Raw genomic sequence first — 26,561 nt, forward strand, 5'->3', positions numbered from 1 at the left:
AGACACGCGAAAGAGCAATTTTCGCGCGGTTTCGCGATTGACCCGCAAAATATTGCGTTGCAGCATCCGAATCCATGGCCGACCTCCCCTCGATCACCAACAACCCGGACGTGCGCTATCTCGGCCGCGTGCTGGGCGACGTCATCCGCGCGCTGGGGGGCGAGCGGCTGTTCGCCGCGACGGAGGCGATCCGCTCCGCCTCGGTCGAGCGGCACCGGCGCGGCGGGCCGCCGGTCGATCACCATCTGGAGGCGTTGACGCTCGACGAGACGCTCGATTTCGTGCGCGGCTTCATGCTGTTCTCGATGCTCGCCAATCTCGCCGAGGACCGGCAGGGCGTCGCCGCCGAGGAGGGCGCCGACGTCGCCGCCGCGCTGGCGCGGCTGGCGCGCGAGGGCGTGGACAAGGCGGCGGTCGCCGCGCTGCTCGATCACGCGCTCGTCGCCCCGGTGCTCACCGCGCACCCGACGGAGGTGCGGCGCAAGTCGATGATCGACCACCGCAACCGCATCGCCGCGCTGATGGCGTTGCGCGATCGCGGCATCGAGACGACGCGCGACGGCGACCGCGTGGACGAGGCGATCGTGCGGCAGGTCGCGTTGCTGTGGGAGACGCGCGTGCTGCGCCGCGAGCGGCTCTACGTCGCGGACGAGGTGGAGACGGCGCTCAGCTATCTGCGCGACGTGTTCCTGCCGGTGCTGCCTGCGCTCTACCAGCGCTGGGACCGGGCGATGGGGACGCGCGTGCCGTCCTTCCTGCGCCCCGGAAGCTGGATCGGCGGCGATCGCGACGGCAATCCCTTCGTCACGGCGGAATCGCTGCGCGCCGCGCTGGCCCGCGCGGGCGAGACGGTGCTGGTCCATTATCTCGACCAGTTGCACGCGCTGGGCGCGGAGCTGTCGATCTCCAGCGAGCTGGCGCCGATCGACGCGGCGGTGGCGGAACTGGCGGAGAAAAGCGGCGACATGGCCGAAAGCCGCAGCGACGAGCCGTATCGCCGCGCGATCTCCGGCATCTACGCCCGGCTCGCCGCGACGCATCTCGCGCTGACCGGCAAGCCCGCGCCCCGGCCGGGCACGTTGACCGGCGAGCCTTATCCCGATCCGGCCGCGTTCCGCGCCGACCTGCTCGCGCTAGCCGGTCCGCTCGCCGCGATGGGGGCCGGCCTGCTCGCCTCGGGCGGCGCGATCGGGCGGCTGATCCGCGCGGTCGAGGTGTTCGGCTTCCACCTCGCGACGCTCGACATGCGGCAGAACAGCGCGGTGCACGAGCGCGTCGTGGCGGAGCTATTGAAGGTCGCGGGCGTGTGCGACGATTATGCCGCGCTCGACGAGGACCAGCGCGTGATGCTGCTGCGCCACGAGCTGTCCAGCCCGCGCCCGCTGATGTCGCGCTACACCGATTATTCGGACGAGACGCGCGCCGAGCTGGCGATCGTCGCCGCGGCGGCGGAGGCGCATCGCCGCTACGGCCCCGGCTGCATCCGGCAATATATCGTCTCGATGGCGAAATCGGTGTCGGACCTGCTGGAGGTCAACCTGCTGCTCAAGGAGGCCGGCCTCTATCGTCCCGGCGCGGAGCCGGGCGCCGCGATCATGGCGGTGCCGCTGTTCGAGACGATCGAGGATCTGGAGGCCGCGCCGGCGATCATGGCCGAATGGTTCGCCCTGCCGGAAATCGCCGCGATCCTCGCCACGCGCGGGCATCAGGAAGTGATGATCGGCTATTCCGACTCGAACAAGGACGGCGGCTACCTCACCTCGACCTGGCAATTGTCGAAGGCGTCAACCGCGCTGAAGCCGGTGTTCGAGGCCGCCGGCGTCGGGATGCAGCTTTTCCACGGGCGCGGCGGCGCGGTGGGGCGCGGCGGCGGATCGAGCTTCGCGGCGATCCTCGCCCAGCCGGCGGGCACAGTGCAGGGCCGCATCCGCATCACCGAGCAGGGCGAGGTGATCGCGGGCAAATACGGCACGCGCGAAAGCGCCGCGACCAACCTGGAGGCGATGGCATCCGCAACCCTGCTCGCCAGCCTCGAGCCGCCGCAACTCACCAGCGCCGAGGACGAGACCTTCGCCCGCGCGATGGATGCGCTGTCCGACACCGCCTTCCATGCCTATCGCGATCTCGTCTATGGCACGGAGGGCTTCACCACCTTCTTCCGCCAGATGACGCCGATCGCCGAAATCTCCGGCCTCAAGATCGGCAGCCGTCCCGCGAGCCGCACGAAGAGCCACCGGATCGAGGATCTGCGCGCGATCCCCTGGGTATTCTCCTGGGCGCAGGCGCGGGTGATGCTGCCGGGCTGGTACGGCGTGGGCAGCGCGATCGCCGCGTTCGGGGACAAGGCGCTGCTCGCCGGGATGGCGGAGGGCTGGCCGCTGTTCGCCGCGACGCTGGCCAACATGGAGATGGTGCTGGCGAAATCGGACATGGGCATCGCCGAACGCTACGCCGGGCTGGTCGAGGATGCCGCGCTGCGCAAGCAGGTGTTCGGCCGGATTCGCGATGGCTGGAAGCGCACCCATGACGGGCTGCTCGCCATCACCGGTCAGTCGCGGCTGCTTGAGAAGCATCCGGCGCTCGAATCCTCGATCCGCTTGCGGCTGCCCTATATCGAGCCGCTCAACCTGCTCCAGATCGAACTGATGAAGCGCCACCGCGCGGGCGAGCGTGACGAGCGGATCAGCGAGGGTATCCTCTTGTCGATCAACGCCATCGCCACCGCGCTGCGCAATTCGGGTTGAGCCGTGCCTGCCCGCGTTTCGCAACCGTCACGCTTGATCTACGTCATGCCCGCGTTACGATCCGCTCAGAAAGGATGCCGAATATGCGCAAACTGATGCTGGCACTGGGCGCCATGTCGCTCGCCGTTCCCGTCTCCTTCGCCATGCCGGTCAGCTCCGGCTCGGCGCAGGCCAAGACCTACAAGCACAAATATCGCGGCGTGAAGCGCTGCCGCCGGTCGAGCGGCACGACGGGTCTGGTCGCGGGCGGCGTCGGCGGCGCGCTGGTCGGCAGCTCGGTGCTGGGTCATGGCGCGCTCGGCACGGTCGCCGGGGCGGCGGGCGGCGCGCTCGCCGGCCGCGCGATCGACCGCACCATCACCGCCAAGAAGCGTTGCCACTATAGCTGAGCACGCGGGCGTCCCCTCTCGTTATGCGGAGGGGACGCCGAACAGCGCCGTCATCTCGGGCCTGACGCGCAGCAGGCGGCCGCTCGCGCGGTCGACCAGGGCCCAGGTGGTGACGCCTTCCACCATCACCCGCCCGTCCCGCCCGATAAAGCGGAAATGGCGATCGAAGCGCGCGCCGCGCGGCGCGTCCGGCACCCATGTCTCGCCGGTCACTTCCTCCCCTTCGGCGACATTGCCGCGATAATCGATCTCGTGCCGCGTCACGACCCAGATGCAGGCATCGCGCATCGCCGCCGGCGCGACGGCTTCCCAATGCGCCACCGCGAGATCCTGCGCCCAGCGCACCCATATCGCGTTGTTGACGTGGCCAAGCTCATCGATGTCCGCCGGCGCGGCGACGAAGGGGCGTGAGAAACGCCTCATGCCTTGCGCCAGTAGCGGACGCCGAAGAACAGCGCCGTCGCGACGATCACACCCGCAAGGATCGCCAGCAACGTGTGCGTATCCGGTTGCAGCCGCCCCATGAATTGCTCGACCCCGCGCCCGAACAGATAACCGAGGCTTGAAAAAACGATCCCCCACAGGATCGCCGAGACGAGATTCACCGCCACGAACAGCCGCGCCGCCACATTCGTCGTGCCGATCGCGATCGGGCTGACGGTGCGGAAGCCGTAGATGAAGCGGAAGGCGAAGATGAAGCCGACCGGATGGCGCTCGAAAAAACCGATCGCCTTTTCGAACGCCGGCTTCTCGCGGGCGCGCCGCACGATGCGGTGATCGTGGAAGCGCCGCCCGACGAAGAACCACAACTGGTCCGCCGCGAACGATCCCAGCGCCGCCGCCGCCATCGCGCCCGCCAGCGGAAACAGCCCGCGATGCGCGAGCAGGCCGCCGGCGACCACCACCGTCTCGCCCTCCAGCCCCGCGCCGAGGAACAGCGCGGCGAGGCCGTATCGGGCGACGAGCGTCTCGATCGTCACCGCTCGACGCCCAATTGCCAGAGGACGAAGGCATGTTCCTCCGCCGCTTCATAGAGGCTGTCGAACCGGCCCGACTTGCCGCCATGCCCCGCGCCCATGTTGGTCTTGAGCAGCAGCACGTTATCGTCGGTCTTGGTCGCGCGCAGCTTCGCGCCCCATTTCGCCGGCTCCCAATAGGTCACGCGCGGATCGTTGAGGCCGCCGGAGATGAATAGCGGCGGATAGGCCTGCGGCTTCACGTTATCGTAGGGCGAATAGCCGCGGATCAGCTCGAACGCCGCCTTGTCGGTGATCGGATTGCCCCATTCGGGCCATTCACCGGGGGTGAGCGGCAGCGTCTCGTCCAGCATCGTGTTGAGCACATCGACGAACGGCACGTCGGCGATCACCGCGCCCCACAGTTCCGGATCGGAATTGACCACCGCGCCCATCAACTCGCCGCCCGCCGAGCGCCCGGCGATCGCGATCTTCCCCGCGCTGGTCCAGCCCTGGGCGATCAGCCCCTTCGCCACGTCGACGAAATCGTTGAAGGTGTTGGCGCGCTTCTCCAGCTTGCCGTCGAAATACCATTGCTGGCCGAGATCGTCGCCGCCCCGGATATGCGCGATGGCATAAGCGAAGCCGCGATCGAGCAGCGAGAGCCGCCCGGTCGAGAAGCCCGGCGGAATCGCATGGCCATAGGCGCCATAGCCGTAGAGATAGAGCGGCCGCGATCCGTCCTTCGGGAAATCCGCCGGATAGACGATCGACACCGGCACCATCGTCCCGTCGCGCGCGACGATCTTCAGCCGCTCGGTGCGGTATCCGCCCGCGTCATAGCCGGATGGGATCTCCTGCACCTTCAGCACGGTCAGCGCGCCGGTCGCGGTGTCGTAATCATAGACCGTGCCGGGCGTGACCATCGATTCATAGCCGAGCCGCAGCACCCGCTGGTCATATTCGGGATTGTCGCCCAGGCCGGCGGTATAGCTCGGCTCCGGAAAGGCGATGCGCCTGCCCTCGCGCGGCGCATCGTAGCGATGGATGGCGATCTGATCGAGGCCGTCCTCGCGCCCCTCCACCACGAAGAAGTCGCGATAGCATTCCACGCCGGTCATGTAGAAATTCGGCGAGGGCGCGATCAGTTCGGTCCATTCGCCCGGCGCGGCGATCGGCGCGGTGGCGAGCCGCCACATCGGATCGGTGTCGTTGGTGTGGATGAACAGGGTGTCGCCGTGCGTATCCACATCATATTCGCGCCCCGACAGGCGCGGGGCGACCATGATCGGCGTCGCGAAGGGATCGTTCGCGGGCAACAGCCGCACCTCGCTCGTCACATGGTCGCCGGTGGCGATCATGATCCACTTGCGATCACTGGTTTCGGAGACGGCGACGCGATAGCCCTCGTCATCCTCGTGATAGAGTTCGACATCCCCGGCCGGATCGGTGCCGAGCCGGTGGAAGCGCGCGTTATCGGTGCGCCATTCCTTGTTGGCGAGGCCGTAGAGGAAGCCCGAATCGTCCGCCGTCCACACGATGTCGGAGAGCATGCCGGGGATCACCTCCGGCAGGTGCTCGCCGGTGGTCAGGTCCTTCACCCGGATCTCGAACCGCTCCGCGCCGGAATCGTCGATCGCATAAGCGAGCTTCGTCCCGTCGTTCGACACCGCGAACGCGCCGAGCCGGAAATATTCATGCCCTTCGGCCAGCGCCGGCTCGTCGAGCAGCAATTCGTCCGGCCCGCCGGCGACGGGCTTGCGCCACCATTTGCGATACTGGCCGCCCATGTCGAACGCCGTCCAGTAGAGCCAGTCGCCGTCCTTCTGCGGGACGGTCGCCTCGTCCTCCTTGATCCGGCCGCGCATCTCCGCGTTGATCCGGTCGGTCAGCGGCTTGAGCGGCGCCATCACCGTCTCGAAATAGGCGTTCTCCTCCTCCAGATAGGCGAGCACCTCCTTGTCGGTGACGTCGGGATAGTTGGGATCCTTCAGCCACGCCCACGGATCGTCGATGGTGATGCCGTGGCGGGTATAGCTGTGCGGGCGCGTCGCGGCGCGGGGCGGTGCGGGAAAGGTCATCCGCCCTCCATAACCGCCGATCCGGGCTTGTCGATGCGGCCGCGCACGGCGATTGCGGCTTTTGCATCCGTAAATACTTAGTTTGCAGTTGCACAATGCTATGTTGCGGCGCACAAGGGTCGGGCCTTTCAGGCATCCTCTCCTAAAAACTTTCAAGGCCGGTCTCACGACCGGCCTTTCTTTTTGCCGCGAAACCGCGCAAGGGAGCCGCGCTGAAGCGCGCCGAATCATAAGAAGATTTGGAGTGGAGCCGCCGGCAGGACCGGCACCGGCGGAGCAACAGTGCGGGGGATCGAGCGCCATCGCCGCACGGCCGCTCTCCCCCGTTTCGGCGGCAGCGCCATCCACTATCCCGCTTGCGCTAGCCCGTGAACCCGCGCGATGGTCGGCAACTTCTTCGGATTGCAAAGGATTACCGATGGCCGCCGGCCTTGTTGCGCTGCTTGACGACATCGCCGCGCTTGCCAAGCTCGCCGCCGCCAGCCTCGACGACGTGGCCGGCGCCGCCGGCCGCGCGAGCGCCAAGGCGGCGGGCGTGGTGATCGACGACACCGCCGTCACGCCGCGCTACGTCGTTGGCCTGTCACCGGCGCGCGAGCTGCCGATCATCGGCAAGATCGCGCTCGGCTCGCTGCGCAACAAGCTGGTGTTCCTGCTGCCGGCGGCGCTGATCCTCTCCGCCTTCGCGCCGTGGGCGATCACCCCGATCCTGATGGCGGGCGGCGCGTTCCTTTGCTTCGAGGGGGCGGAGAAGATCGTCGAGGCGCTGGGCGGCGCGAAGCATGACGACGCGGCGGTCGCCGCCGCCGACGCGAAGCAGCTGGAGGACCGTCAAGTGGCCGGCGCGATCCGCACCGACCTGATCCTGTCGGCGGAGATCATGGCGATCGCATTGGCCTCGCTCGCCGGGCGGCCGATCGTGACGCAGGCGATCGCGCTCGCGGTCGTCGCGGTGGCGATCACCGCCGGCGTCTATGGCGCGGTCGCGGTGATCGTGAAGATGGACGATATCGGCCTCGCGCTCGCCCGCCGCCCCGGCGCGATGACGCAACGGATCGGACGCGGGCTGGTCACGGCGATGCCGGTGGTGCTGAGCCTGCTCTCCCACATCGGCGTGGCGGCGATGCTGTGGGTCGGCGGGCAGATCATCGTCCACGGGCTGGAGCATTTCCACCTGACGCCCCTCCCCGGCTGGGTGCATCACGCCGGCGAGGCGGCGCGCGGCATGGCCGGCGGCGTGGGCGGGTGGCTCGTCACCGCCTTCCTCTCCGCGATCGCCGGGCTTATCGTGGGCGGCATGATCGCCGGTGTGCTCCATCTCGTCCGGCGGCGTCACTGATCCAGAACCGGAAGAAACCATGTCCAGCCATTCCGCCCGCCTCGCCGCCCTCCGCGAACAGCTCGCCCGCCAGCGCCTCGACGGCTTCGTCGTGCCGCTGACCGACGAGCATATGAGCGAATATGTCGGCGCCTATGCGCAGCGGCTCGCGTGGCTCACCGGCTTCCAGGGATCGGCCGGAACGGCGGTGGTGCTGCCGCAGGAAGCCGCGATCTTCACCGATGGCCGCTATACGCTGCAAGTGCGCGAGCAGGTCGACGGGGGCGACTGGCAATTCGTCGGCGTGCCGGAGACGAGCGTGGCGCAATGGCTGGAGCATCACGCGGCGGACGGCGCGCGGATCGGCTTCGATCCGTGGCTGCACACCCGCGCATGGGTGGACGAAGCCTCCGCCGCGCTGGCGAAGGTCGGCGCGACATTGGTGGCGGTCGACACCAACCCGATCGACGCGATCTGGCCCGACCGCCCCGCCCCCTCCGACGCGACGCTCTCCGTCCACGGCGATGCGGTCGCCGGCCGTTCCTCCGCCGACAAGCGTGCGGCGGTCGCCGACTGGCTCGCGGAGCAGAAGGCCGATGCGGTGGTGCTCGCCGCGCTCGATTCGATCGCGTGGCTGCTCAACGTGCGCGGCGCCGATGTCGCGCGCACGCCGGTCGCGCTGGCCTATGCGATCGTCAATGCCGACGGCACCGCCGACCTGTACGTATCGCCTGGGAAGATGACCGACGCAGTGCGCCAACATCTCGGCAATGCGGTGCGCGTGCATGATCGCGCGGCTTTCGCGCCCGCGCTGGGCGGCTTCGCGGGCAAGCGGGTGGCGGTCGATCCCTCGCTGTCGGTCGCGGCAATCCCGCTGGCGATCGAGGCGGGCGGCGGCACGATCCTGGCGCTGCGCGATCCGGTGGTGATTCCCAAGGCGTGCAAGAACCCGGCGGAGATCGCGGGCCATCACGCCGCCAGCCTGCGCGACGGCGCGGCGCTCACCCGCTTCCTGCGCTGGATCGCGATCGAAGGGCCGAAGGGCGGGCAGACCGAGCTTTCCGCCGCCGCTAGGCTCCAGGAGTTTCGCGAGGCGACCGGCGCGCTCAAGGACCTGTCGTTCGACACCATCTCCGCCACCGGCCCGCACGGCGCGATCCCGCATTATCACGTCACCGGGGAATCGAACGCGCCGATCGAGCCGGGCCAGCTCTACCTGATCGATTCGGGCGGCCAATATGCCGACGGCACCACCGATCTCACCCGCGTCGTGCCGATCGGCGCCCCGACGGCGGAGATGCGCGACCGCTTCACCCGCGTGCTGAAGGGCCATATCGCGCTCGCCACTGCCGTCTTCCCACACGGCACCACCGGCCAGCAGCTCGACGCGCTCGCCCGGCTGCCGCTGTGGCGGGCCGGCCTCGATTTCGCCCACGGCACCGGCCACGGCGTCGGCAGCTATCTCTCGGTCCATGAAGGCCCCGCGCGGATCGCCAAGCCCGGCTATGCCGGCGGCGGGCCGCAGGAGCCGCTGCGCGCGGGCATGATCCTCTCGAACGAGCCGGGCTATTACAAGGCCGGCGATTACGGCATCCGCATCGAGAACCTGCTGCTGATCGTCGAGCGCGAGATCCTCGGCGGCGAAACCCCGATGCTGGCGTTCGAGACGCTCACGCTGGCCCCGATCGACCGCGACCTGATCGAGCCGGCGCTGCTCGACGCGGCGGAACGCGTGTGGCTCGACGCCTATCACGCGCGGGTGGAGACGGCGCTGGGCGCGGTGCTGGAGGGCGAGGATCGCGGCTGGCTGATCGAGCGCTGCCGTCCGATCGGGCGGTGACGGGCGGGGTCAGCGCGCCGGCGAATCCCCGGTCGCGTCCGGGGCATCGGGCCCGCACATCGGCGAATCCTCCACCCCCCACTCGCCGGCCGGCCGCCCCCGCGACTGCTCCTTCCGTTTCCTGAGATTGGCGCGCAATTGCCCGGCAAGCCTCGCGGCCCGTTCTTCTCTGTCGTTCACCATCCAATATGCTATTGCGCGCCCGCAACGCCTTGACAATGCCGCCGCCCTCGTCTCTAGGGCGCGCCTGTCCTTCGGGTCATGCTGCCGTAGCTCAGTGGTAGAGCGCATCCTTGGTAAGGCTGAGGTCGTGAGTTCAATCCTCACCGGCAGCACCATTTTTCTCCTCAGATATCAGTGACAAACCACCCCTCCGGGGGACGCGAAGTTGGGTACGAGGCCCTTCGCTACCACCTTCGTCTCCAATTCGTATCCACTGAAAAGAGAGCAACCAGCTGTTATCGACTACGCTCGGTAGCGAACAGTTTATCGTCCGCAACCATCGAAGCCGCCCGGATCTTATTTCAAACGGGGCTTCTCGATGACGTGTCGCGCGCGCCCCCAAAGGGAGCCCGCTGACCAGTTAGGTGTCGTCGCTAATCGCCTCCCTGCTTTCCTTCATCGCATCCACCCACAGAAGGAGTATCGCACCCGGGAAGGCGTTATGGCGTGCGGGCGATTTGCGAGCTTTTTGAGCGCCTCGGGCCGGTTCTAGACGAGACCGATCATCCAGACCTCGCCATTGCAACCGACATCCGCGACCGCTGCACGCCGCCGCACCGGCCGGCCTTTCGCAAGAGTGCGATTTCCTGTGCGCCGCCGAGGCGGCGCGGGGCTGCTAGGGGCTTTGCCCCCGCGACGCGCAAGGGAAGCTTCGCCGTCCGGGACGGTGTCCCCAACCTTCCGCGCCTTCGGCTTGTGCAAGCCGGGAGATACCCCTCCGCCCCGGCCGCCCTTGCCGCTTTGCTACCCCAGTCTCGGCGACGGCCAGAAGGTCACCGCGGCAGATCGCTACGCTGATCTTCAGGCCAGGGATTATGGAAATGACCAGAAATGCAAAGGCGCCCCGCAATGTGATCTTCAACGCGGATTGCATCGACGTGATGCGCAGTTTCGACCGGGGATCGGTGGACATGATCGTAACCGACCCGCCTTATATCACCCGCTACCGCAGCCGTGACGGTCGGACCGTCGCCAATGACGACAACGCCCGGTGGCTTCGCCCAGCGTTCAACCAGATGCATCGCGTTTTGAAGGACGGCGGCTTTTGCGTCAGCTTCTACGGCTGGAACAAGATCGACCTGTTTTTCGAAGCGTGGAAGGAAGCGGGATTCCGCATCGTCGGACATATCGTGTTCCACAAGGGCTATGCGTCGTCGGAGCGGTTTCTGCGCTACGAGCACGAACAAGCCTATCTGCTGGCGAAGGGCGAGCCGGTATTACCGGCGCATCCGGTTCCCGACGTGCTGGACTTCCCCTATACCGGCAACCGGCTGCACCCGACCCAGAAGCCAGTCGAGGCGCTGATGCCGCTGATCGAGGCTTTCACGCGCCCAAACGACCTCGTGCTGGACCCGTTTTGCGGTTCGGGTTCCACGCTGGACGCGGCACAGCGGCTCGGGCGCGATTGGGCAGGCATCGAGCTGGACAACGGCCATTATCGCACCGCGCGGCGGCGGCTGGCCCGTCCGATCGGCCCAATCGCGGCCTGATCCCTCACCCTTTCTCTTCATCGGCGCCCGTCCGTATGGACGGGCGCCGCCCCATAACCGAACCGGCGAGACGCAGCCGCCGACCAGGGCGGGCGGCCCGCTTGCGCGGACCGCGCAAAATCGCGCTAGCCGGGCCGCGGCCCGGCTCGCAATACTGTTCGGGATTCCGCTTGCGCGGTGAAAATGGTATAAAACCAATGCGTCATGGCGGATGGCGGGAAAGGCGCACCTCGACCCATCGAAGGAGGCCGAGATGGCCATCGCGCTGCTGTTCCCGATCCTCGCACTCTTCGTCTGGTTCCTGTTCACCGCCGCCGCGTGGGCGTTGCCGCTCTCGCTCGGTCTGTCTGCTGCATTCGCCGCCGACCATGCCGGAGCATCGGGCGCGACCACGTTCCTGATAGGTTTCGGCATGTTTGTGGCGACGGTCGCGACAGGCCGCGCACTCCTGGCGCTGCTACCCGAGCGCGGGCTGGCGCGGCTGGGATTCGTACTGCTGTTCGCGCTTCCCGCCGCTGTTGCGACCGCCTCGGTTAGCGTCAGCTTGAGCCGGATCATGGGCGTCGATGAGTGGGCCGTCATCGCGGTGGCGGTGATCGGCGCCATTCTGGGAGGATTCGCCGGTGCGCGCGTGCTGGATCAACCCGCTACCTGATCGCCGCGCCCATCATCAGATGGGAGAAACGCTCGCACGTCCGATCCTATCGCACGAGGTGGCAGGCTCCGCCCGAAGATGGGCGGTCCAATCCCCAATATACGCCTTAGCCGGCCCACCGGTCGTTTCCTGGGCAGAACATCGCCACACTCCCTCCCATGCAGCCGACCCGTCACCCTCACGGCCTCTCACGATGGCGTGATGACCGAACACCGCCGCTCATGGGCGCAACGGCGGCCGTTCCCCTTTTTTCCCCTGGAGCAAGCTCCATTCCGCGCGGAACAAAAAAGGGTCCGGCCGCCGTCCACCGCTGCGCTCGGGGCCTTCGGCTGCGCCCGCGTCGAGATCCGGTCTCCGATCAGCCATCGAGACCGCAAAGGCGCGGGCTCGAAACATCTGAAGGAGATATGACATGACCACCATCGGCACTTTCACCCAGACCGACGAAGACGAATTTGTCGGCGAACTGCAATGCTTCACCTTCCACCGCGAAAATCTCCGCATCGTTTCCGCGACCGATCGCACCAGCGACAAATCGCCCACCCATCTGATGATGTACGGCGACAGCGAGGTGGCGCAGGGCTGGCTCAACCATACACAGGATGATCGGCCCTATATCGGTTTCCGGATTGACGACCCCGGCTTCGTCGCTCCGATCTATCCGGGCCTGTACGCGCGCGGCGATGGCCACAGTTTCGACCTCAACTGGACGCGGCCGAAGAAGCGCCGGGAAGACTGAACCCACGTCCCCCGCCCGGCAATGTCGGGCGGGGATCATAACACGAGCGTTATCGCCGCATTAGCCGTTGCCGCGTTGGCGTGGGCCGCTGTTTCGCTATTCGTGTCGGCCGGAAGCATTCTTCAACCGGGAGTGGACCATGCCAGGCTACCATCGTCTCACCCTGCCCGCGCCCTATCGCGCGCTGCTCGACCTCGACGCCGCCGGGTTCGCCTGGGAATGGCTACGGCGCAATCCGGGGTTCCGCGCGCTCTGGCAACGATCCGGCGTGCTCGAGCAGCGCGCATCGGCGCACGCGCTCGCCGCCGCGCGGCGGGGCCGCCTCACCATAGTCGGCCGCCATCCGCTCGGCATCGCGACCAGCCCATGGGGGTTATCCTTTCGCCGCACACCCTGACACACCCGCCATCGCCAGCCCGCCGCTCGGCTGGATGCCGGAGCTTCGAGTTACAACGATCTCGCTGGTCCGGCCCCTGCCATGGGCTCGGGCCCTCCCCAGCCTCCGCTTCACGCCGGAACGCTGGGGCACGGCGCTCGGGATGAAAGCACCGGGCGGTACGCACCTCCTCATTCGCCGCCACGACAGCCCGGAGATCGCGTTGTGGCTCCCCGAACGCCTCGCGCCCCGGCCCGGCGAACCGTTCGGCCTCTATCTCCATCCCGACGTTCATGTCGCCGATCGCCTGCGCGCCGCGGCGGCGCTGCGCCGCGCACTCGCTATCGGATCGCCGCTCCGGCACGTCGCCTGTCACGATGCCCACCGGCAGGCGGCGATGCTGTGCGTCCACGACCTCACGGCCGAAGGCCAGCCGCTGCGCGACATCGCCGAACGGCTTCTCGCGACATGGCCCGACGACTGGCGATCAAGTTCGGAGCGATCCGACCTCCGCCGACTGGTCGAGGCGGGTGCGGCGATGGTCGCGGGCGCCTATCGCACCCTGCTGATGCCGCGCCGCCCCGCCGTCCGCTGAACCGCCAAGACGATAATCTGACGGCATCGCCATGCCCCTTGTGGCCGGAATCCGCATCGCTCCGGTGCGGCCACCCACGGAGTCCTTTCCTTGCCGATGATGGCCGCGGTCGCGCCGCCGTCCCCCACCAGCGGCGCGGCCACCGCCCATCGGAAGGATGCTCATGCCCGATATCATCAAGGACACGCGCTATCTGCGCACCAAGGAGGCCGCATACTATGTCGGCCTCTCCTCCCGCACGCTCGAAAAACACCGCATCTACGGCACCGGCCCAGCTTACCGGAAGGTCGGCGGCCGCGTCATCTACACGATCGAGGATTTGCGCGCCTGGGCCGATCGCGGCGCCTGTGCGTCCACCTCCGATCCCAATAACGGCGCGGTCTCGCCGCCGATCCGGCGCAGCCAGCTGTGATGCTCGCCTACGCATCACGGACCGGCACACGTCGTAACCTTGCCGCCCTGCGCGCCGCCGGCTGGCGGTTGATGATCTCGGCGCGCGGCGCTTTGCGGACCGAGGGCTTCCGATACGCGCTCGACAACGGCGCCTGGACCGCGTTCCAGCGTGGCGAGCCGTTCGATACCGCCGCGTTCGAGCGCGCGGTCGCCCGGCTGGGGCCGGATGCCGACTGGATCGTCGTGCCGGACATCGTCATGGGCGGGCTCGCCTCGCTTCGCTTCTCGCGGCGATGGTTGCATCGGCTGCGGCAACGCAGGGCGCTGCGCGAGACGACGTTCCTGATCGCCGTCCAGAACGACATGGAGCCGCGCCACGTTCGCCGCCTGGTCGGTCCCCGTACCGGGATTTTCGTCGGCGGTAACACACCCTGGAAACTGACGACAATGGCGATGTGGGCGCGGCTGGCGCACGATCACGGCGCAATCTGTCATGTCGGCCGGGTCAACAGCGCGCGCCGCATCCGTCTGTGCGCCGCCGCGGGCGCCGACAGCTTCGATGGTTCGGGCGTCTCGCGCTTCGCGTCCGCCCTCCCGCCGCTCGATCTCGCCCGGCGCCAGCCGGATATCGAAGCCTGGCTCGCGGCAGGTCGCTAGAGATGCGCGCGCTCGACCTGTTCAGCGCGGCGGCGGGTGGCTGGACGCTCGGCCTGCATCGCGCCGGCTTCATCACCGTCGCCGCGTGCGAAATCATCGAATGGCGGCGCATCCTCTACGCGGAGAACAACCCGCATGTCCTCCTCTACGACGATATCCGCGCCCTCACGGCAACTCGACTTCTTTCGGATCTTGGGGTGCTCCCCGATATCATCGTCGGGTCGCCGCCGTGTCAGGACATCTCGGTCGCGAACACCAAGGGGCGCGGCATCGACGGCGAGCGGTCGGGGCTCTACCTCGAAGCCGTCCGCCTGGTCGGAGATTGCCGCCCTCGCTGGTTCGCTTTTGAGAACAGCGCTCACTTGCGAACTCGCGGCGCTGACCGGCTGCTCGATGCGCTGGCAGCGATCGGCTACGCCTGCGAACCATGCGTGGTGGCTGCTGGAGACATTGGCGCCAATCACGTCCGCAAACGCTCATGGCTCATCGGCTACGACCCCGGACAACTTGCCGACACCGGGATCCAGCGATGCGGCACACGGCCCCGAGATGATCAAGGTTCGCGGCGCGAAACGGGCGGGTATGAATCTGCGAACGATACGGCATCCGGCAGCACAGACGCGGATGCTGGCGACGCCTCGCAAGTCGGACGGCGAACGCGGCGGGCGCGGCGACGTGCTCAGCCAGTTGCAGGGTCATGCCAGCCGTCACGCGGGCATGTTGCCGACGCCGGTGAAACCGAACGGCGGCAGGAGATTGACGGCGACGGAAATCGAGACCGGCAAACGCGCGAACGGATCGAAGGCGCAGATCGACACACCGAACCTGCTCAGATGTGCAGCGGCGATGCTGCCGACGCCAACGAAGCGCGATCGGCGGATGGACGACTGGAGTCCGGCCTACGATCGCCGCAAATCGCCATCGATGGATGCGGTGATGAACGGCGCGATGAAATCGCTGACGCCGACCGGCAATCTGACGGCGCCGTCGATGCAGAAATGGGCCGGTGCGCGGGCGCTGGCGGCGATGCTGCGGACCCATGGGCTGTGTGGAACGGCGGCCTTGCCGGTCACTTACGGGTGGATGATGGGCTTTCCGCCTGGGTGGCTGGCACGCGCGTTGCGATCGGCAATGGCAAGCGGCCGTCTGCGGCGAGCCTGATCGTCGAAGCGTTCGGAGACGCGGTGCTCCCGCAAATCCCCGAAGCAATTGGCCGCGCCATCCTGCGCACGGAACGCGCGCTCGACGCCGTGCTTGGCCTGCATCGCTCCCGTGACCTGATCGGCGGAGGCGACCAATGAACACGCGCCGATTGCCGCTGCTCGCCGCCGCCACGGGCGTCGCGGCGATTATCGCATCCGTGCCCGTGAAGCCGGTGGCGTTGGTCTGGAACGCATCGGCCAGCGTGCCGGTCGGGCTCTATAGGATCGCGCCGGCGGGTGCGGTATCGCGCGGCATGGTCGCGGCGGTGCGCCCGCTCCCCGACATTGCCCGGTTGATGACAGCGCGGGGTTATCTCGGATCCCACGCGCTGCTGTTGAAGCCGGTCGCTGCGATTGCCGGGCAGACCGTGTGCCGCGCCGGATTCGTCATCACGATCGACGGCTGGCCTGTCGCCACCGCGTTGCGCACGGACCGGATTGGACGGTCGCTTCCGGTCTGGACCGGTTGCCGCGTCCTCCCGGCCGGCACGGTGTTCCTGCTGGCGCGGAGCGTGCCCGCATCGTTCGACGGGCGCTATTTCGGACCGGTCGCTAACACCCGGATCGCGGGCCGCGCGATTCCGGTCTGGACACGACCATGAGCGCCGGGCTGCGTCGCGCGATTGTCATGTTCGCCGTCGGCGCGTTTGGTCCGTCCGCGCCTGCCGCTGCGCGGGCGCCGAGCCCGACAAGCGCCTGTCTCGCGCACGTCCCGGAAGCCTCGGCGCGGTCGGGCCTGCCCGCAGACTTCATTGTGCGCGTGATGATAGTCGAAAGCGGCGGCAACCCCCGCGCGCTTTCCGCAAAGGGCGCGATGGGCTGCATGCAGATTATGCCCGCCACCTGGGCGATCCTGTCGGCCCGCTACGCGCTCGGCGGCGATCCGTGGGACGCGCGCGCCAACATGATCGCCGGCAGCCTCTACCTTGCCGAACTGATTGCCCGATATGCTATTCCCGGTGCGCTCGCGGCCTATAATGCCGGAGAAGGCCGTTGGCAGCGCTATCGCGACAACGGCACGCCGCTTCCCGCCGAGACCGTCGCCTATATCGCACGGATCGAGAGCGGGGCGCGCGACGTGCCGGCCGCTGCGCCTGAAGCGCGGTGGCAGGAAGCGGCATTGTTCATGCCGCGCGGAGATGCCCAGACTCCATCCGGCAAACAGCCCGCGCCGTCGCAGTCGGCGGCGACCTCCGATCAGCGTCCAGAAGGTGTCGCTGGAGCAGCTACGCCCAAGATCTTTCCGCTATCAACGTCTCGTGCCACCCAGACCGTCCCGGAGCGGGAGCCGTGAGGATCGGCTATGCAGACCCGCGTTACTCGGCGGCGCGTCTTGGGCAGCGTGGATAAATTCCGCAGGTGCGGAATGACTGCGATGGGTGGTTCCCGACTGGCCCCTCTCGGCCGGAATCTGGGACTTAGGCGCCATTCCTCGCGGGTGTGACGAACGTCAGCATGCGGCAGGAATGGACGTTCAGGCGTTTGCTGCGGTCTGGTGTCGATGCCGCAAGTTGGGCCGGTTGATGGGTGCGGGTCGCATGATCGACACTGCCTGCGGCTTTCGGCGTCATTCCAGGCGACAAGAAAATGCGTGCGGTTGTACATCGACAATCGGACTTCGCAGAATTATCAGAAGATATGCGGTGGGTCAGACGAGCGATACTGATTGCGAACATAGCGATGTTCGGCCTTCTGCTGCTGTTGTTGGACGCGCAAGGCGCAGCGCTGATCCGCCCCGGCGACTGGGAGTATAAGGATCTTATAGCGATCCTGCTGACCGTCGTGTCACTGATTGTGACGTTCATTGGCTTCATTGTCGCTGTCGCGGCGATCTGGGGATTTCAGACCCTTCGCGGTATTGCTGAACAATTGGCGATCGAGACGTCGAAAAGCGGAAGCGACAACTACCTCAGTTCGGAAAAATTCAAAGAACAAGTCGACGCCGCCATTGCTGCCGGCATGGAAGCGCGCGCGCGCGATGCAGTTCAGGATGTGCTGGGCGCGTCCATTGTAAGATCCGACGTCGCCCCGGAACATCAGATGCGAGACGAAGAATGGCGCGACTAAGCATTCCTCAGTTGCCCCCGTATGCTGCGGAAGCAATTACGCGCCATCAGGTCGAGGCGCCCGTGAAACTGGGAGCGATTGCCAACGATCTGGGGGTCAAAGTCGTCATCAGCGATCTCCCGCTGGCCGTATCTGGAATGTTAGTTCTGGATAAAGACGACCGCAAGAGCTGGACGATCAAGGTAAATCGGCATGAGCATCGTAACAGGCAACGATTCACAATCGCTCATGAAATAGCTCACTACGTATTGCACCGCGATGCCATCGGCAATGAGTTGGTGGATGATACATTTTACCGCAGCGGCTTGTCAGAGCAGCGCGAATGGGAAGCAAATGCCCTCGCTGCCGAAATATTGATGCCTTGGCACCTCATTACTCAAATTATGCGCAGTGGCGAGAGAGACGTTGAAAAATTAGCAGAAGCGCTTCAAGTCTCGCCGGCAGCGATGAACATTCGCTTGGGGGTTTTAACCTAACTGCGCGAGACCTTGGAGAGGGCGCCAATTGCTGACACCCAAATATTTCCCCAGCCTGACCATTCGCCTGAGCGAGGCGGAGGCTCTGCGCCGATTGGCCGAACCCATCAAGGACTCGCTTTTCCCGATCATTCGAGTCCAGGCTTGGCCCCACCCGAAAAAGGGCGAAGGCGGACCCGTAGAAAGATCGACCGATCATGTTGTGGGCGCGTACGGCGCTCGCCCAATCGGCATCGACCTCGCCCCGCCACTCCCTCCTTCTGACAAGCCCTATAAAACCAAAGACCGTGCCGACTGGGCGGAACTGGGGCGCTCAGAAGTCGCAGCCCTCCACAACCCGGCAAACGGCTACCAAGCGTGGTGTACCTTTATCGGTAGTGATGAGAGACGCATCCCCGTCGTGCAATGGACTGATGATGCGCAAATGCTTAAAAGCCAGGTCCAGCAGCTTGCCGCTCTGAACCGCGGGCTGATTTTTCGGTTCCGACGGTCGCAAGGGTGGAACCTTGCGCAGGCTGCCGCTCTTGCGGACCTCTCCCTCGGCCAGAATCATATCCTGATGGTTTATGATTATGAGCAGATCGGGCTGCGCGATGACCTGACCTCGATCGGCGTAACCACTCAAAGCGCAATCCTTACCTCAAATATTCGAATATCCGGAGGGTCGCGAACTCATGTATTCAAAGCGTCGAGCTTCCCGAGCGAGTTTACCTCCACCGGTGAGGAATATGCATGCCTCACGATCCGCGAGCGGCAGCTTTACGAGATGCTGAAAGCCAGCCCTCCGATTGTCGCCGCGGGAATCGAACTGAATTATGGCGATCACGCTGCCATATACGCTTCAGAGCGTTTGCCTGCATTTCGCGGCGTCCCGCGCGTCGACTATCCGACTCCGGGTGAATGGATTTACCATCGACGACGCGAAGGCTTCCACGACGCGGCCAGTCGCGTGCGTGCCGACGCAAAGTGGGACGACGGAAATCTCTGCTGGGGAGCGCAGCGTATTCGTGAGGCTGCCAACGGACAAATGGAAGGGTTGGGCGCGCCGGGGAAATGGACGACCATTAGGATGAACATCCACATGCATGTGCAAGCGCAATTCGGGGACGCAGCGCTGTCAACGGATGAGCCTTGGATGGATTAACCGGTGAGCAGGGCCACCAACTCGGCGGGGACGGGGCCAAAGCTTCGTCCGACGTGGCTGTAGACTTCGTTATCCTGGCACCCTGGCTGCTTCTCGCCGCAGATTTGCAACACGTTTTCCGTCTCTGTCGCCCTGTCGACTTGGTTCCAGCGCCTGAGGATCGCGAGGTCATCAGCTCGTATTCTGCGGCGCCTCGTAGCACGAAGCAAGGCTCGGCTCTTCGGGCCATATCGCTCAGAGAGGAATGCAATGACGGCCTGTTTCTTGATCAGTTCGGGCAGTTCGATTGCCTGCGCGATCGCATCTTGCCGGTTGAGCCGGCCACTCAATGCGAAGCGAGCCTGTAGCTCGGCAACTGGAAGAAGCGACAGCATCGCATCGACCTCACAAGAAGGCGAACGCTCTGGCTCCCTGACGACGCGGATCGGGTTCGGGCCGTCGAACCTCACCATCTCATATATTCCGACGTGGGGGGGCACCCGCGAAATGATCGTATTGATGTGTTTCGTTGCCGCTACGATGGTAACGAAGTCCGCATGACGGTCATAGACTTCGAGTTGGCGACCCAACCGAACGAGGTTGTCGCGCTCGGTTTTGATCTCGAAGCAGTGGAGGTCGGTAGGGCCGCACATTACGACATCGGCCCGCACGCTGTACTTGTCTAGAATAAGTTCGGCCGTTGCCGTCACCTTGGTAGTGAGCAAGCCTCGTGAGCGAAGAAAATCCAATAGGGCGGCTTTTGCCTTTGCCTCTGGTCGATCATCCGCGCGGGGTTTGGTCACAGATATTTTCCTGGGGATGGTCCGCATTGGGCAGCGTGAAAGCGGCGCCGAATAGACCGTAACCGAACGGCAGACAAGCGCGAAGGGTTTTATCCGCCGTCCAGCTAAGCGACACTCTACGTCCGGCTTACTATATGGAAACGCTTCGGAAAATTCGTACTCGCCCGTCTTGATGGGCATGACTGCGGCACTGTCAGCGACGTCACGCCAATCTAAAGGATAGCCGCTCATGGGGGCTATCAGGGCGCAAGAGCTTGCCTGAAATTTCCGGCTGTGGAGATCCACTACGGTAGCGCCCCCGCCTAGTTTAAATGACCGCTATTGTCAGGGTCGGACGTCCGCATGTCAGGAGCGAATGTCGTCACGTCGGCGGGGGCCTCGGCGCATTCCTGTTCATCAGCTCGAAAGCGTTCTTCAGACGGCCAATCTGGCCATCGGAGAATGATCATGGAGATGCCTAAAACTGAACCCACCACCACCAAGCGCCCGGTCTGGAATGCGGGAAGAACTGTCGGCGCAAAGCGCGCTCTGAAACCGAAGAAAATATGGGAGATCCGATTTTACCTCAACCAGCGCCGCCGCTTGCGAGATCGGGCGCTGTTTGACTTGGCGATCGATAGCAAACTCCGCGGCTGCGACCTGGTGCAAATGAAGATCGGCGACCTTGTCAGCGGCGGGCAGATCCGAACGCGTGCCATCGTGATGCAGCAGAAAACAGGTCGGCCGGTTCAGTTCGAACTCCTTCCAGACGCCCGGGCCAGCCTGCGGGCGTGGCTTGATCGGCGGGGCGGCACGGTTGACGACTATGTCTTTCCGAGCCGTGTTGATCACAATGGCCATCTCAGCACCCGCCAGTATGCCCGGCTCGTTGACGAATGGGTGACAGGGGTCGGTCTGATGCGAAGCGAGTATGGCACGCACTCACTTCGCCGGACGAAGGCGTCGATCATCTACAGGGCGACCGGCAACCTTCGCGCCGTCCAGATCCTTCTCGGTCATAGCAAGATCGAGAACACGGTGCGCTAGCTCGGGATCGACGTGGAAGACGCGCTCGCCCTTGCTGAAAATACCGAAATCTGACCTACCGGCTCCTCGCCTTGGGGCGAGGGGCCAACTTCGCGATGCTTGGGACAAAGCCGTCGTTTGCCGGTTCGACGAGGAACGTCGGCTCCCGTTGCAAACCGACATTCGAATGCTTTCGCATCGATGCTCCTGAACGAGAAACTCAGGCCACTAGCTGCTTGGCAAACTTCGGGCGGCCGCGGTGGTGCGCAGCCTATACCGGAGTCCCTATAACCGGCGGATCGATCGGCTCGCACGCATCAGGATCGATCCCGTAATATTGTCGGAACTGGCGCTTGGCGAGCGCGATGAGGGCGGCATTGTCGCTCTTCCCGGTGAGCCATTTGAAGTCGTAGCGGAAAGGCCCCGGCCGCAGGGTCCATTGGAGCGCCAGATCGTACACGAGCATGCCAGTGAAGAAGGTCTGCACGAGCATCTTGATGTTTTGATCGCTGCGACCGGGCATCGCGCGCGGAAAGATCTGCTCCGTATCGACTCGGTCTTGAAAGAGGGACAGATGATCGACAAGGAGAGCGCCCTCCTCTGGCGTCGCCTTCCCGCCGGCCAGCCACATGCCGGGCCAGCAGAAGAATTCGGGTCGCTTCAGCTTGTCGCGACAGAAGGCGATATAGTGCGCGACCATGACGCGCACTGGCGTGTTCACGGCCTTGAAGCCAAATGTGCGATGCTCCTCCATCAGCGCATCGACCGGACCACCATCTCCCAGAAGACCGACGACCGCCTCAAGGGCTGTACGCGGATGGTCATAGCCGCAACGGTCGGTCAGTCGACCCGCGATATAATCATATTCGAGGGCGGAATAGGTCTGCACGCCTTTTGCAAGTTCCGGCGCCTCCGCCGCAGCCAGACACAGAAGCGTGAAACGGGCCCCGGCATCCACATCGCTGATGAGGTCGTCGAAATGCTCGATATCCAGCGGAAAACCGCGCGTGGGGTTGATCGCCAGATCGCAGATCAGAAGGAAGAGACCGACTAGCGGGTCGTCGCAGCGCTCTGGCCATTGCGTGGCCGTCAGCTTGAGGAACAGCTCGAAGGCATCCCCGTAGAGTGGCGCGAAACAGCCGTCGTCGCGATAGATCTGAAGCAGTTCGGGGCCGCCGGCCGACGCCAGAAACTGGATCTGACAGAAGCGGGCTTGGCCCTCAAAGATGTGGCGCAGGCCGATCTCCGCGTAGGGCGGCCGCGGACCATAAGGGAAGCCTTCGCTGCGCTCGGCATGCAGCCGGCGGGTTTCCGCATCCCAGCTCTCGGGATCGGGAAACTGGCCGTCAGCGAAGTCACATGAGCCGTTGATGGCGCTGACGGTGTCGCCATAGGCCTTCAGATAGCTGTGCCCCACACCGAGGAAGAAGGGCAAGCGCTCATGCTCCAGCACCGACTTGGGAAAGAAGGCGAGTTGCTTGTAGTAATTGATATCGAGTGCGTTGTTGACGGCGACATTGCCGGCAACGAGCCCTGGATCGAGGGTCGGCGTGCCGTCGATCAGAGAGCGATCTGTCCATGCCTTGACCGGCTTCACGGCGCCGACCTCGCGCGCAAAATCCGCGAGGAAGCCCATGCTGCCATAGACCTGTGCGGGATAGGCCAGACTCAGGATCAGGCCTGCTGTCGATCCAACGTGCTGCCACCAGTGGATCGTTTCATGCAGATAGGTGGAATAGGCCTGATACAGTTCGGCCGTGTCATAGCCGTCCGTTTCCTGCCGGGTGATGGCATCGACCAGTTCGTGCGTGCGGGGGCTCAGGCGCAGCACGAAATGCTCCGTCGTGTACGTGCCGAACGCGTTGATGGTCGCCTCGAACACAGTCTGATCGCTGCCGGGATTGAGCAGGGCCGGGTCAAGATCGGAAAACCGAAGCATCGGGCTAATCCTTGCTCGTAAAGATGGCGGTGGGATATTCGCGGAAGATCCACTCGTCGCCGCCGCCTTCCTCGCTCAAGAACTGGACTGTGTTCTCCACCATGTCCGGATTTCCATGACCGGTCGGCAGGGGAAACTGGCGCACGAGGAAGGTGGCGGGAATGCGAATAGCGCCGTCATGCTCCCATTGATGGATGCGCTCCATGTACGCACGGGTACGGTTGTCGGCCACACCGGAGCGCGCGCCCTCGGGATAGGCGACATAGACCAGCCCGAACTCCCCGCGAGGGACCTGCGTCACCGCCTTCGCGAACAGGCCCAGCGGCGCCCGGCTCCGCTTGGTGATCGCGGCCTCGGCGTCGACCCGCCAGGCGAGACCCACCGGCGAGCGGACCCGGTCTACGGCTGCGGCGGGCGGTCCGTCGATCTGACAGATGATGCCATCCCAGCTCGGCATCTCCAGGTTCCAACCGAAAACCTCCTTCAGCATGATCGGGCTGTACGCCTTCGTCACCTCGTCGAGTTCGACGCGACGTGGCAGCGGTCGAAACGCAACGCTGCCCCAAGGGTAGGCGAGCAGCCGCTCGGGATGCGCGGCAAGCCGCTGCCGGAGGCACGTCGCGGCGACATCCGCGATATCGACCGCGCTGGCTTCCACCGAGAACGCAACCTCGTACGTGCCGAACTGGCCGCGGGTCATCGCACCAGCCCTGAGCAGACGAAACAGGTCACGCATCCGCGCTTCCTCACCGATCTCATAGACCGTGAGCGCCGCGCTGCGCTTGCACTCGACGACCATGTTGAAGGCGTCGGTGCAACGCAGATCAGGCGATTTGACGCTCGTTGGCTCGACGAAGACCATGGCTCGGCCCTTCGCCGAGCAAGCAGCAGCGACGAGAAGCTCGAACATGATCGCATCGGTCTCGGCGCCGGAATAGAGGGCGTCGATCCTCTCTTCGGCGCCACCAACCGCCCGCAGCGCCTCGATCCGCCGCCCGAGCTGCGCGAGCTGGGTTACGGCCAGCGCGCCGCCGAAATGGTCGTAGCGCGGATCGTTGGCGAGATAGTCCTTCGCCAATATCATGGTCTGACGAAGCCGGTGTCCCTTCGGCCGTTCGCTTTCCAGTCGCACGCCCTTCACGATCGAGACGGGCTGATCGTCGGCCACCGATGAAAGGCGAAAAAGGTCGGCAGGTTCCTGTTCGAACCAGCCGCTTGGCGCGTGGCGTTCGATGAGCTCGATCGCCTCGGGCAGATGGTCCTCGACATAGGCGGTCGCAGCCGGTGCCTCGTCCACGATCGATGCCCGACTGAGCCTCGGGAAAGGGTCGCCGACCGGCTCTCTCTCCTCGGCAAGATCGTCCGGATCGATCCCGGCGGCCTCGAACGTGGCCGCGACCGCGGCATCGAGATCGACACGGGCCCGTTGCGCGCGCTCGATCGCCGCTTCCATTGCCGTTTTGGCAACTTCGGTCCGCTCGACGAAATATCGGCGGCGCAATTCCATCACCTTAGGCCATTCCACATCGAAGGCCTGCTGGCGGCGATCCAAGTCTTCCACGAGCACTCTGAGATGCTCGGGCATGTCATCGGGGAGTGGGGGAAAGGCCGGCATCAGGACGCGCCTACGGCTGGGAGAGCGCCGTCAATCGCTAGGCTGCCTTGTCGACAGCGGCCGCTATAAGCGCACCTGCGGCGATCCGACGCTTGAGATCCCGCCATTGGCAGTGATGGAACTCGGCGCGCGAACGGCACCGGGAATCGATCTGCGCCGCCTCATAGAGGCGGGAGACCAGCTTGGGATAAAGCCGCAGCTTCTCGGCGTCGTCCGAGCACGCGGCAATCTCGCGCGCCGCATGGCTGATCTTCTGCCAGCGGGAGAAGGGAAGCGCGATGCCGTCCGGCCCGACCACCACGCCCGTCACGATCTTCACGGTGTCGCCCGTGAACGACCGATCCTTGTGCGCACGCAGGCCCGCCTTGAAGATCGCCGATCGCGCTTCATGGAGGACCGCGCGCGATGCGCCGGGGCCGGACATCGTGATGTCGTCGACATAGCAGGTCATGACTAGGCCATGCTGGGCAGCGAGCCCCGCAAGCCCGTCGAACAGCGACTTGTAGGCGTAGTAGGAAATGATCGGGCTGATCGAGCTGCCGGTCGCCAGAACGCCGCGGTAGCAGATCAGGTTAGCGAGCAGGCCAGCCACGTCCGGTGCGCAAGACAGCACATCGCGAAAGAAGTGCATGACCTTGTGCTGCGGGACCGACTGATAAAATTTCGCGATGTCGATCTTCAGCAGCTTGCCATCGCCGACATGGGCGCGCGCATTGGACAGGTACGAACGGCCCTTCACGGCTGAATGAAGATAAACCGGCACCTCGATCCGGGCCAGATACCGATGCAATTGCCGGTGGAGGCTCTGCAGCGCGGCACCCGGCTCCTGGATCTCACGGCCGGTGTCCTTGTGGTTGTAGACGCGGTAGCCGCCGTACGCGGCCAGACTGTCGAGCTTGTTCAGCTCCCAACCCAGCCGCTTTGCCAACGCGTGCGGCGACCGGATGCCATACAGGTGGCAGCGGTCAATCGGTATGCGCGGTTGCTTTGCCTGCTTCCCCTGGCTCACCGTCTTCCCCTTCCGCTACCCATTCCAGCATCTTCAAAACCTTGTCGGCAACAAAGACACGCGCCTTGTCGAAGGTCGTGCCCGCTCCCTGTTCCGCAAACAGCATGAGGGACGACAAAGGAACCTCGAACCGTTCGGCATATTTCTTGAGAACCTCTAGGCTGGGCTCTTTCTTGTTGCGCTCGATCTCATTCAAATAAGACCGAGAGATATTGATCTGTTCGGCAAGATCGGACTGCGACAGCCTATGATACTGCCTGATTGTCTTCAACGCTCTGTCATACATAAGTGCCTCCGCAACCTCCGTTGGGAGAGTTAAGGGGGGATTACGTCAACATGTCCCAGATCTTCGCGCCCACACGTACCGCCTTCAGGATGAAATCCAGGGCGGCCGCCGCGGCCTTCCAAGTCGTCGGCTTCAGAAGAGCATCCCGAATTGGATGCCCCCGTCGGCTAGTCTTCGCACGCTTCTTCTCAGCACTCGGTGAGGGAATAGTTCCCATAGGTAGTTCTCCTACACGCTCGCCCCAGGATTAGGACCAGCTCCACCAGCAGGAGTACAACGAGAGAAGAAGCATCCCCCCGAAACCCTTCGCGTCCGGTCCACACGGACGCGCCTTATCGGTGCCGTCGGCGGTCCCCTCGCGGGGGGCCCTCAAGCTCCTGACAAGTGTGAGGATCAGCCGAAGCAGACCCCGCAGGTGATTACTCACCCAGAGTTCAGTGGGATGTTGCCTATGTCCCGAATGCTTGACGCTCATATGCGGAAGACGTCGCCGAGTGTCAACACATATTCGCTGGTAGCGAACAATTTTCTTCTAAGGGCGTCAATTTTGCTGCCTCGATGAAGGCGAGTGTTCCCCTGAA

The 26,561-nt window shown here is 65.1% G+C and carries 26 protein-coding genes and 1 tRNA gene; 19 read left to right on the forward strand and 8 right to left on the reverse strand.

Features of this window, described 5'->3' with window-relative positions:
* The first annotated feature begins 74 nt into the window (after nt 1-74).
* Together ppc and F9288_RS00280 are read left to right on the forward strand one after the other, a co-directional pair.
* The gene (gene ppc, locus F9288_RS00275) at nt 75-2,744 is read left to right on the forward strand and encodes a phosphoenolpyruvate carboxylase (protein ID WP_174834783.1); all 2,670 of its coding nucleotides are present in this window, start codon (nt 75-77) and stop codon (nt 2,742-2,744) included.
* Nucleotides 2,745-2,827: 83 nt separating this feature from the next.
* Entirely contained in the window at nt 2,828-3,133 is a 306-nt protein-coding gene (locus tag F9288_RS00280) for a hypothetical protein (RefSeq protein ID WP_174834784.1), read from the forward strand.
* A gap of 21 nt (nt 3,134-3,154) precedes the next feature.
* Here the strand turns inward: F9288_RS00280 and F9288_RS00285 are convergent, their stop codons facing one another.
* The 3 genes from F9288_RS00285 to F9288_RS00295 are packed head-to-tail and all read right to left on the reverse strand — an operon-like array spanning nt 3,155 to nt 6,170.
* Nucleotides 3,155-3,556, reverse strand: coding sequence for a thioesterase family protein (locus tag F9288_RS00285; RefSeq protein WP_174834785.1), 402 nt, complete (start codon nt 3,554-3,556; stop codon nt 3,155-3,157).
* Nucleotides 3,553-4,113 (reverse strand): DedA family protein, encoded by a 561-nt coding sequence (locus F9288_RS00290; RefSeq protein ID WP_174834786.1) that lies wholly within the window; start codon nt 4,111-4,113, stop codon nt 3,553-3,555. Before F9288_RS00290 ends, F9288_RS00285 begins: the two co-directional genes overlap by 4 nt.
* Nucleotides 4,110-6,170, reverse strand: a complete 2,061-nt coding sequence (locus F9288_RS00295) for a S9 family peptidase (protein ID WP_174834787.1) — start codon at nt 6,168-6,170, stop codon at nt 4,110-4,112. Before F9288_RS00295 ends, F9288_RS00290 begins: the two co-directional genes overlap by 4 nt.
* Before the next feature lie 418 nt (nt 6,171-6,588).
* Between F9288_RS00295 and F9288_RS00300 the strand changes: the two genes are divergently transcribed.
* The 16 genes from F9288_RS00300 (at nt 6,589) to F9288_RS00375 (ending at nt 19,344) form a co-directional block, all read left to right on the forward strand.
* Entirely contained in the window at nt 6,589-7,509 is a 921-nt protein-coding gene (locus F9288_RS00300) for a DUF808 domain-containing protein (RefSeq protein WP_174834788.1), read from the forward strand.
* A gap of 19 nt (nt 7,510-7,528) precedes the next feature.
* Nucleotides 7,529-9,328: an aminopeptidase P family protein gene (locus tag F9288_RS00305; protein ID WP_174834789.1), complete on the forward strand. Its 1,800-nt coding sequence runs from the start codon at nt 7,529-7,531 to the stop codon at nt 9,326-9,328.
* Between the two features lie 263 nt (nt 9,329-9,591).
* Nucleotides 9,592-9,666: transfer RNA gene (locus F9288_RS00310), tRNA-Thr, on the forward strand.
* A gap of 705 nt (nt 9,667-10,371) precedes the next feature.
* Nucleotides 10,372-11,040, forward strand: a complete 669-nt coding sequence (locus tag F9288_RS00315; protein WP_174834790.1) for a DNA methyltransferase — start codon at nt 10,372-10,374, stop codon at nt 11,038-11,040.
* Nucleotides 11,041-11,293: 253 nt separating this feature from the next.
* The gene (locus F9288_RS00320; RefSeq protein WP_174834791.1) at nt 11,294-11,695 is read left to right on the forward strand and encodes a hypothetical protein; all 402 of its coding nucleotides are present in this window, start codon (nt 11,294-11,296) and stop codon (nt 11,693-11,695) included.
* 412 nt (nt 11,696-12,107) lie between these two features.
* On the forward strand, nt 12,108-12,434 hold the full coding sequence (locus F9288_RS00325) for a DUF736 family protein (RefSeq protein WP_174834792.1): 327 nt from the start codon (nt 12,108-12,110) through the stop codon (nt 12,432-12,434).
* A gap of 139 nt (nt 12,435-12,573) precedes the next feature.
* Complete coding sequence (locus tag F9288_RS00330) at nt 12,574-12,831, forward strand: DUF6499 domain-containing protein (protein WP_174834793.1); 258 nt, start codon at nt 12,574-12,576, stop codon at nt 12,829-12,831.
* Between the two features lie 142 nt (nt 12,832-12,973).
* Nucleotides 12,974-13,405, forward strand: coding sequence for a DUF2285 domain-containing protein (locus F9288_RS00335; protein ID WP_174834794.1), 432 nt, complete (start codon nt 12,974-12,976; stop codon nt 13,403-13,405).
* 157 nt (nt 13,406-13,562) lie between these two features.
* The gene (locus tag F9288_RS00340) at nt 13,563-13,817 is read left to right on the forward strand and encodes an AlpA family transcriptional regulator (RefSeq protein ID WP_174834795.1); all 255 of its coding nucleotides are present in this window, start codon (nt 13,563-13,565) and stop codon (nt 13,815-13,817) included.
* Nucleotides 13,814-14,455, forward strand: coding sequence for a hypothetical protein (locus F9288_RS00345; RefSeq protein WP_217482560.1), 642 nt, complete (start codon nt 13,814-13,816; stop codon nt 14,453-14,455). The genes F9288_RS00340 and F9288_RS00345 overlap by 4 nt, the downstream gene beginning before the upstream one ends.
* 2 nt (nt 14,456-14,457) lie before the next feature.
* Nucleotides 14,458-15,756, forward strand: coding sequence for a DNA cytosine methyltransferase (locus F9288_RS00350; protein WP_174834797.1), 1,299 nt, complete (start codon nt 14,458-14,460; stop codon nt 15,754-15,756).
* Between the two features lie 11 nt (nt 15,757-15,767).
* Nucleotides 15,768-16,259, forward strand: a complete 492-nt coding sequence (locus F9288_RS00355; protein ID WP_254621005.1) for a S26 family signal peptidase — start codon at nt 15,768-15,770, stop codon at nt 16,257-16,259.
* Nucleotides 16,256-16,951 (forward strand): lytic transglycosylase domain-containing protein, encoded by a 696-nt coding sequence (locus F9288_RS00360; RefSeq protein ID WP_174834798.1) that lies wholly within the window; start codon nt 16,256-16,258, stop codon nt 16,949-16,951. The genes F9288_RS00355 and F9288_RS00360 overlap by 4 nt, the downstream gene beginning before the upstream one ends.
* 386 nt (nt 16,952-17,337) lie before the next feature.
* Nucleotides 17,338-17,724, forward strand: coding sequence for a hypothetical protein (locus F9288_RS00365; RefSeq protein ID WP_174834799.1), 387 nt, complete (start codon nt 17,338-17,340; stop codon nt 17,722-17,724).
* A 62-nt stretch (nt 17,725-17,786) separates the two neighbouring features.
* Nucleotides 17,787-18,200, forward strand: coding sequence for an ImmA/IrrE family metallo-endopeptidase (locus F9288_RS00370; protein ID WP_217482561.1), 414 nt, complete (start codon nt 17,787-17,789; stop codon nt 18,198-18,200).
* A 28-nt stretch (nt 18,201-18,228) separates the two neighbouring features.
* On the forward strand, nt 18,229-19,344 hold the full coding sequence (locus tag F9288_RS00375; protein WP_174834801.1) for a hypothetical protein: 1,116 nt from the start codon (nt 18,229-18,231) through the stop codon (nt 19,342-19,344).
* Here the strand turns inward: F9288_RS00375 and F9288_RS00380 are convergent.
* Nucleotides 19,341-20,126, reverse strand: a complete 786-nt coding sequence (locus F9288_RS00380) for a sce7726 family protein (protein ID WP_174834802.1) — start codon at nt 20,124-20,126, stop codon at nt 19,341-19,343. The genes F9288_RS00375 and F9288_RS00380 overlap by 4 nt on opposite strands.
* A gap of 447 nt (nt 20,127-20,573) precedes the next feature.
* On the opposite strand from F9288_RS00380, the gene F9288_RS00385 reads away from it, so the two are divergent.
* Nucleotides 20,574-21,152 (forward strand): tyrosine-type recombinase/integrase, encoded by a 579-nt coding sequence (locus tag F9288_RS00385; protein ID WP_174838733.1) that lies wholly within the window; start codon nt 20,574-20,576, stop codon nt 21,150-21,152.
* A 250-nt stretch (nt 21,153-21,402) separates the two neighbouring features.
* Here the strand turns inward: F9288_RS00385 and F9288_RS00390 are convergent, their stop codons facing one another.
* Genes F9288_RS00390 through F9288_RS00405 form a run of 4 tightly spaced genes read right to left on the reverse strand, consistent with a single transcriptional unit; the run spans nt 21,403 to nt 25,980 of the window.
* Nucleotides 21,403-23,070: a hypothetical protein gene (locus tag F9288_RS00390; RefSeq protein ID WP_174834803.1), complete on the reverse strand. Its 1,668-nt coding sequence runs from the start codon at nt 23,068-23,070 to the stop codon at nt 21,403-21,405.
* 4 nt (nt 23,071-23,074) lie between these two features.
* Nucleotides 23,075-24,685: a hypothetical protein gene (locus F9288_RS00395; RefSeq protein ID WP_174834804.1), complete on the reverse strand. Its 1,611-nt coding sequence runs from the start codon at nt 24,683-24,685 to the stop codon at nt 23,075-23,077.
* 37 nt (nt 24,686-24,722) lie between these two features.
* Nucleotides 24,723-25,694: a reverse transcriptase family protein gene (locus F9288_RS00400; protein ID WP_174834805.1), complete on the reverse strand. Its 972-nt coding sequence runs from the start codon at nt 25,692-25,694 to the stop codon at nt 24,723-24,725.
* Nucleotides 25,651-25,980, reverse strand: a complete 330-nt coding sequence (locus F9288_RS00405) for a helix-turn-helix domain-containing protein (protein WP_174834806.1) — start codon at nt 25,978-25,980, stop codon at nt 25,651-25,653. The genes F9288_RS00400 and F9288_RS00405 overlap by 44 nt, the downstream gene beginning before the upstream one ends.
* Between the last annotated feature and the right edge of the window lie 581 nt (nt 25,981-26,561).

Source organism: Sphingomonas sp. CL5.1, from assembly GCF_013344685.1.
Classification (GTDB): Bacteria; Pseudomonadota; Alphaproteobacteria; order Sphingomonadales; family Sphingomonadaceae; genus Sphingomonas.

What these genes read in the sequence shown, in the direction of transcription:
- ppc (WP_174834783.1), top strand. Translation starts at nt 75, where the DNA reads ATGGCCGACCTCCCCTCGATCACCAACAACCCGGACGTGCGCTATCTC.
- F9288_RS00280 (WP_174834784.1), top strand. Translation starts at nt 2,828, where the DNA reads ATGCGCAAACTGATGCTGGCACTGGGCGCCATGTCGCTCGCCGTTCCC.
- F9288_RS00285 (WP_174834785.1), bottom strand. Translation starts at nt 3,556, where the DNA reads ATGAGGCGTTTCTCACGCCCCTTCGTCGCCGCGCCGGCGGACATCGAT.
- F9288_RS00295 (WP_174834787.1), bottom strand. Translation starts at nt 6,170, where the DNA reads ATGACCTTTCCCGCACCGCCCCGCGCCGCGACGCGCCCGCACAGCTAT.
- F9288_RS00300 (WP_174834788.1), top strand. Translation starts at nt 6,589, where the DNA reads ATGGCCGCCGGCCTTGTTGCGCTGCTTGACGACATCGCCGCGCTTGCC.
- F9288_RS00305 (WP_174834789.1), top strand. Translation starts at nt 7,529, where the DNA reads ATGTCCAGCCATTCCGCCCGCCTCGCCGCCCTCCGCGAACAGCTCGCC.
- F9288_RS00315 (WP_174834790.1), top strand. Translation starts at nt 10,372, where the DNA reads ATGACCAGAAATGCAAAGGCGCCCCGCAATGTGATCTTCAACGCGGAT.
- F9288_RS00320 (WP_174834791.1), top strand. Translation starts at nt 11,294, where the DNA reads ATGGCCATCGCGCTGCTGTTCCCGATCCTCGCACTCTTCGTCTGGTTC.
- F9288_RS00325 (WP_174834792.1), top strand. Translation starts at nt 12,108, where the DNA reads ATGACCACCATCGGCACTTTCACCCAGACCGACGAAGACGAATTTGTC.
- F9288_RS00330 (WP_174834793.1), top strand. Translation starts at nt 12,574, where the DNA reads ATGCCAGGCTACCATCGTCTCACCCTGCCCGCGCCCTATCGCGCGCTG.
- F9288_RS00335 (WP_174834794.1), top strand. Translation starts at nt 12,974, where the DNA reads ATGAAAGCACCGGGCGGTACGCACCTCCTCATTCGCCGCCACGACAGC.
- F9288_RS00340 (WP_174834795.1), top strand. Translation starts at nt 13,563, where the DNA reads ATGCTCATGCCCGATATCATCAAGGACACGCGCTATCTGCGCACCAAG.
- F9288_RS00350 (WP_174834797.1), top strand. Translation starts at nt 14,458, where the DNA reads ATGCGCGCGCTCGACCTGTTCAGCGCGGCGGCGGGTGGCTGGACGCTC.
- F9288_RS00360 (WP_174834798.1), top strand. Translation starts at nt 16,256, where the DNA reads ATGAGCGCCGGGCTGCGTCGCGCGATTGTCATGTTCGCCGTCGGCGCG.
- F9288_RS00365 (WP_174834799.1), top strand. Translation starts at nt 17,338, where the DNA reads ATGTTCGGCCTTCTGCTGCTGTTGTTGGACGCGCAAGGCGCAGCGCTG.
- F9288_RS00385 (WP_174838733.1), top strand. Translation starts at nt 20,574, where the DNA reads ATGGAGATGCCTAAAACTGAACCCACCACCACCAAGCGCCCGGTCTGG.
- F9288_RS00390 (WP_174834803.1), bottom strand. Translation starts at nt 23,070, where the DNA reads ATGCTTCGGTTTTCCGATCTTGACCCGGCCCTGCTCAATCCCGGCAGC.
- F9288_RS00395 (WP_174834804.1), bottom strand. Translation starts at nt 24,685, where the DNA reads ATGCCGGCCTTTCCCCCACTCCCCGATGACATGCCCGAGCATCTCAGA.
- F9288_RS00405 (WP_174834806.1), bottom strand. Translation starts at nt 25,980, where the DNA reads ATGTATGACAGAGCGTTGAAGACAATCAGGCAGTATCATAGGCTGTCG.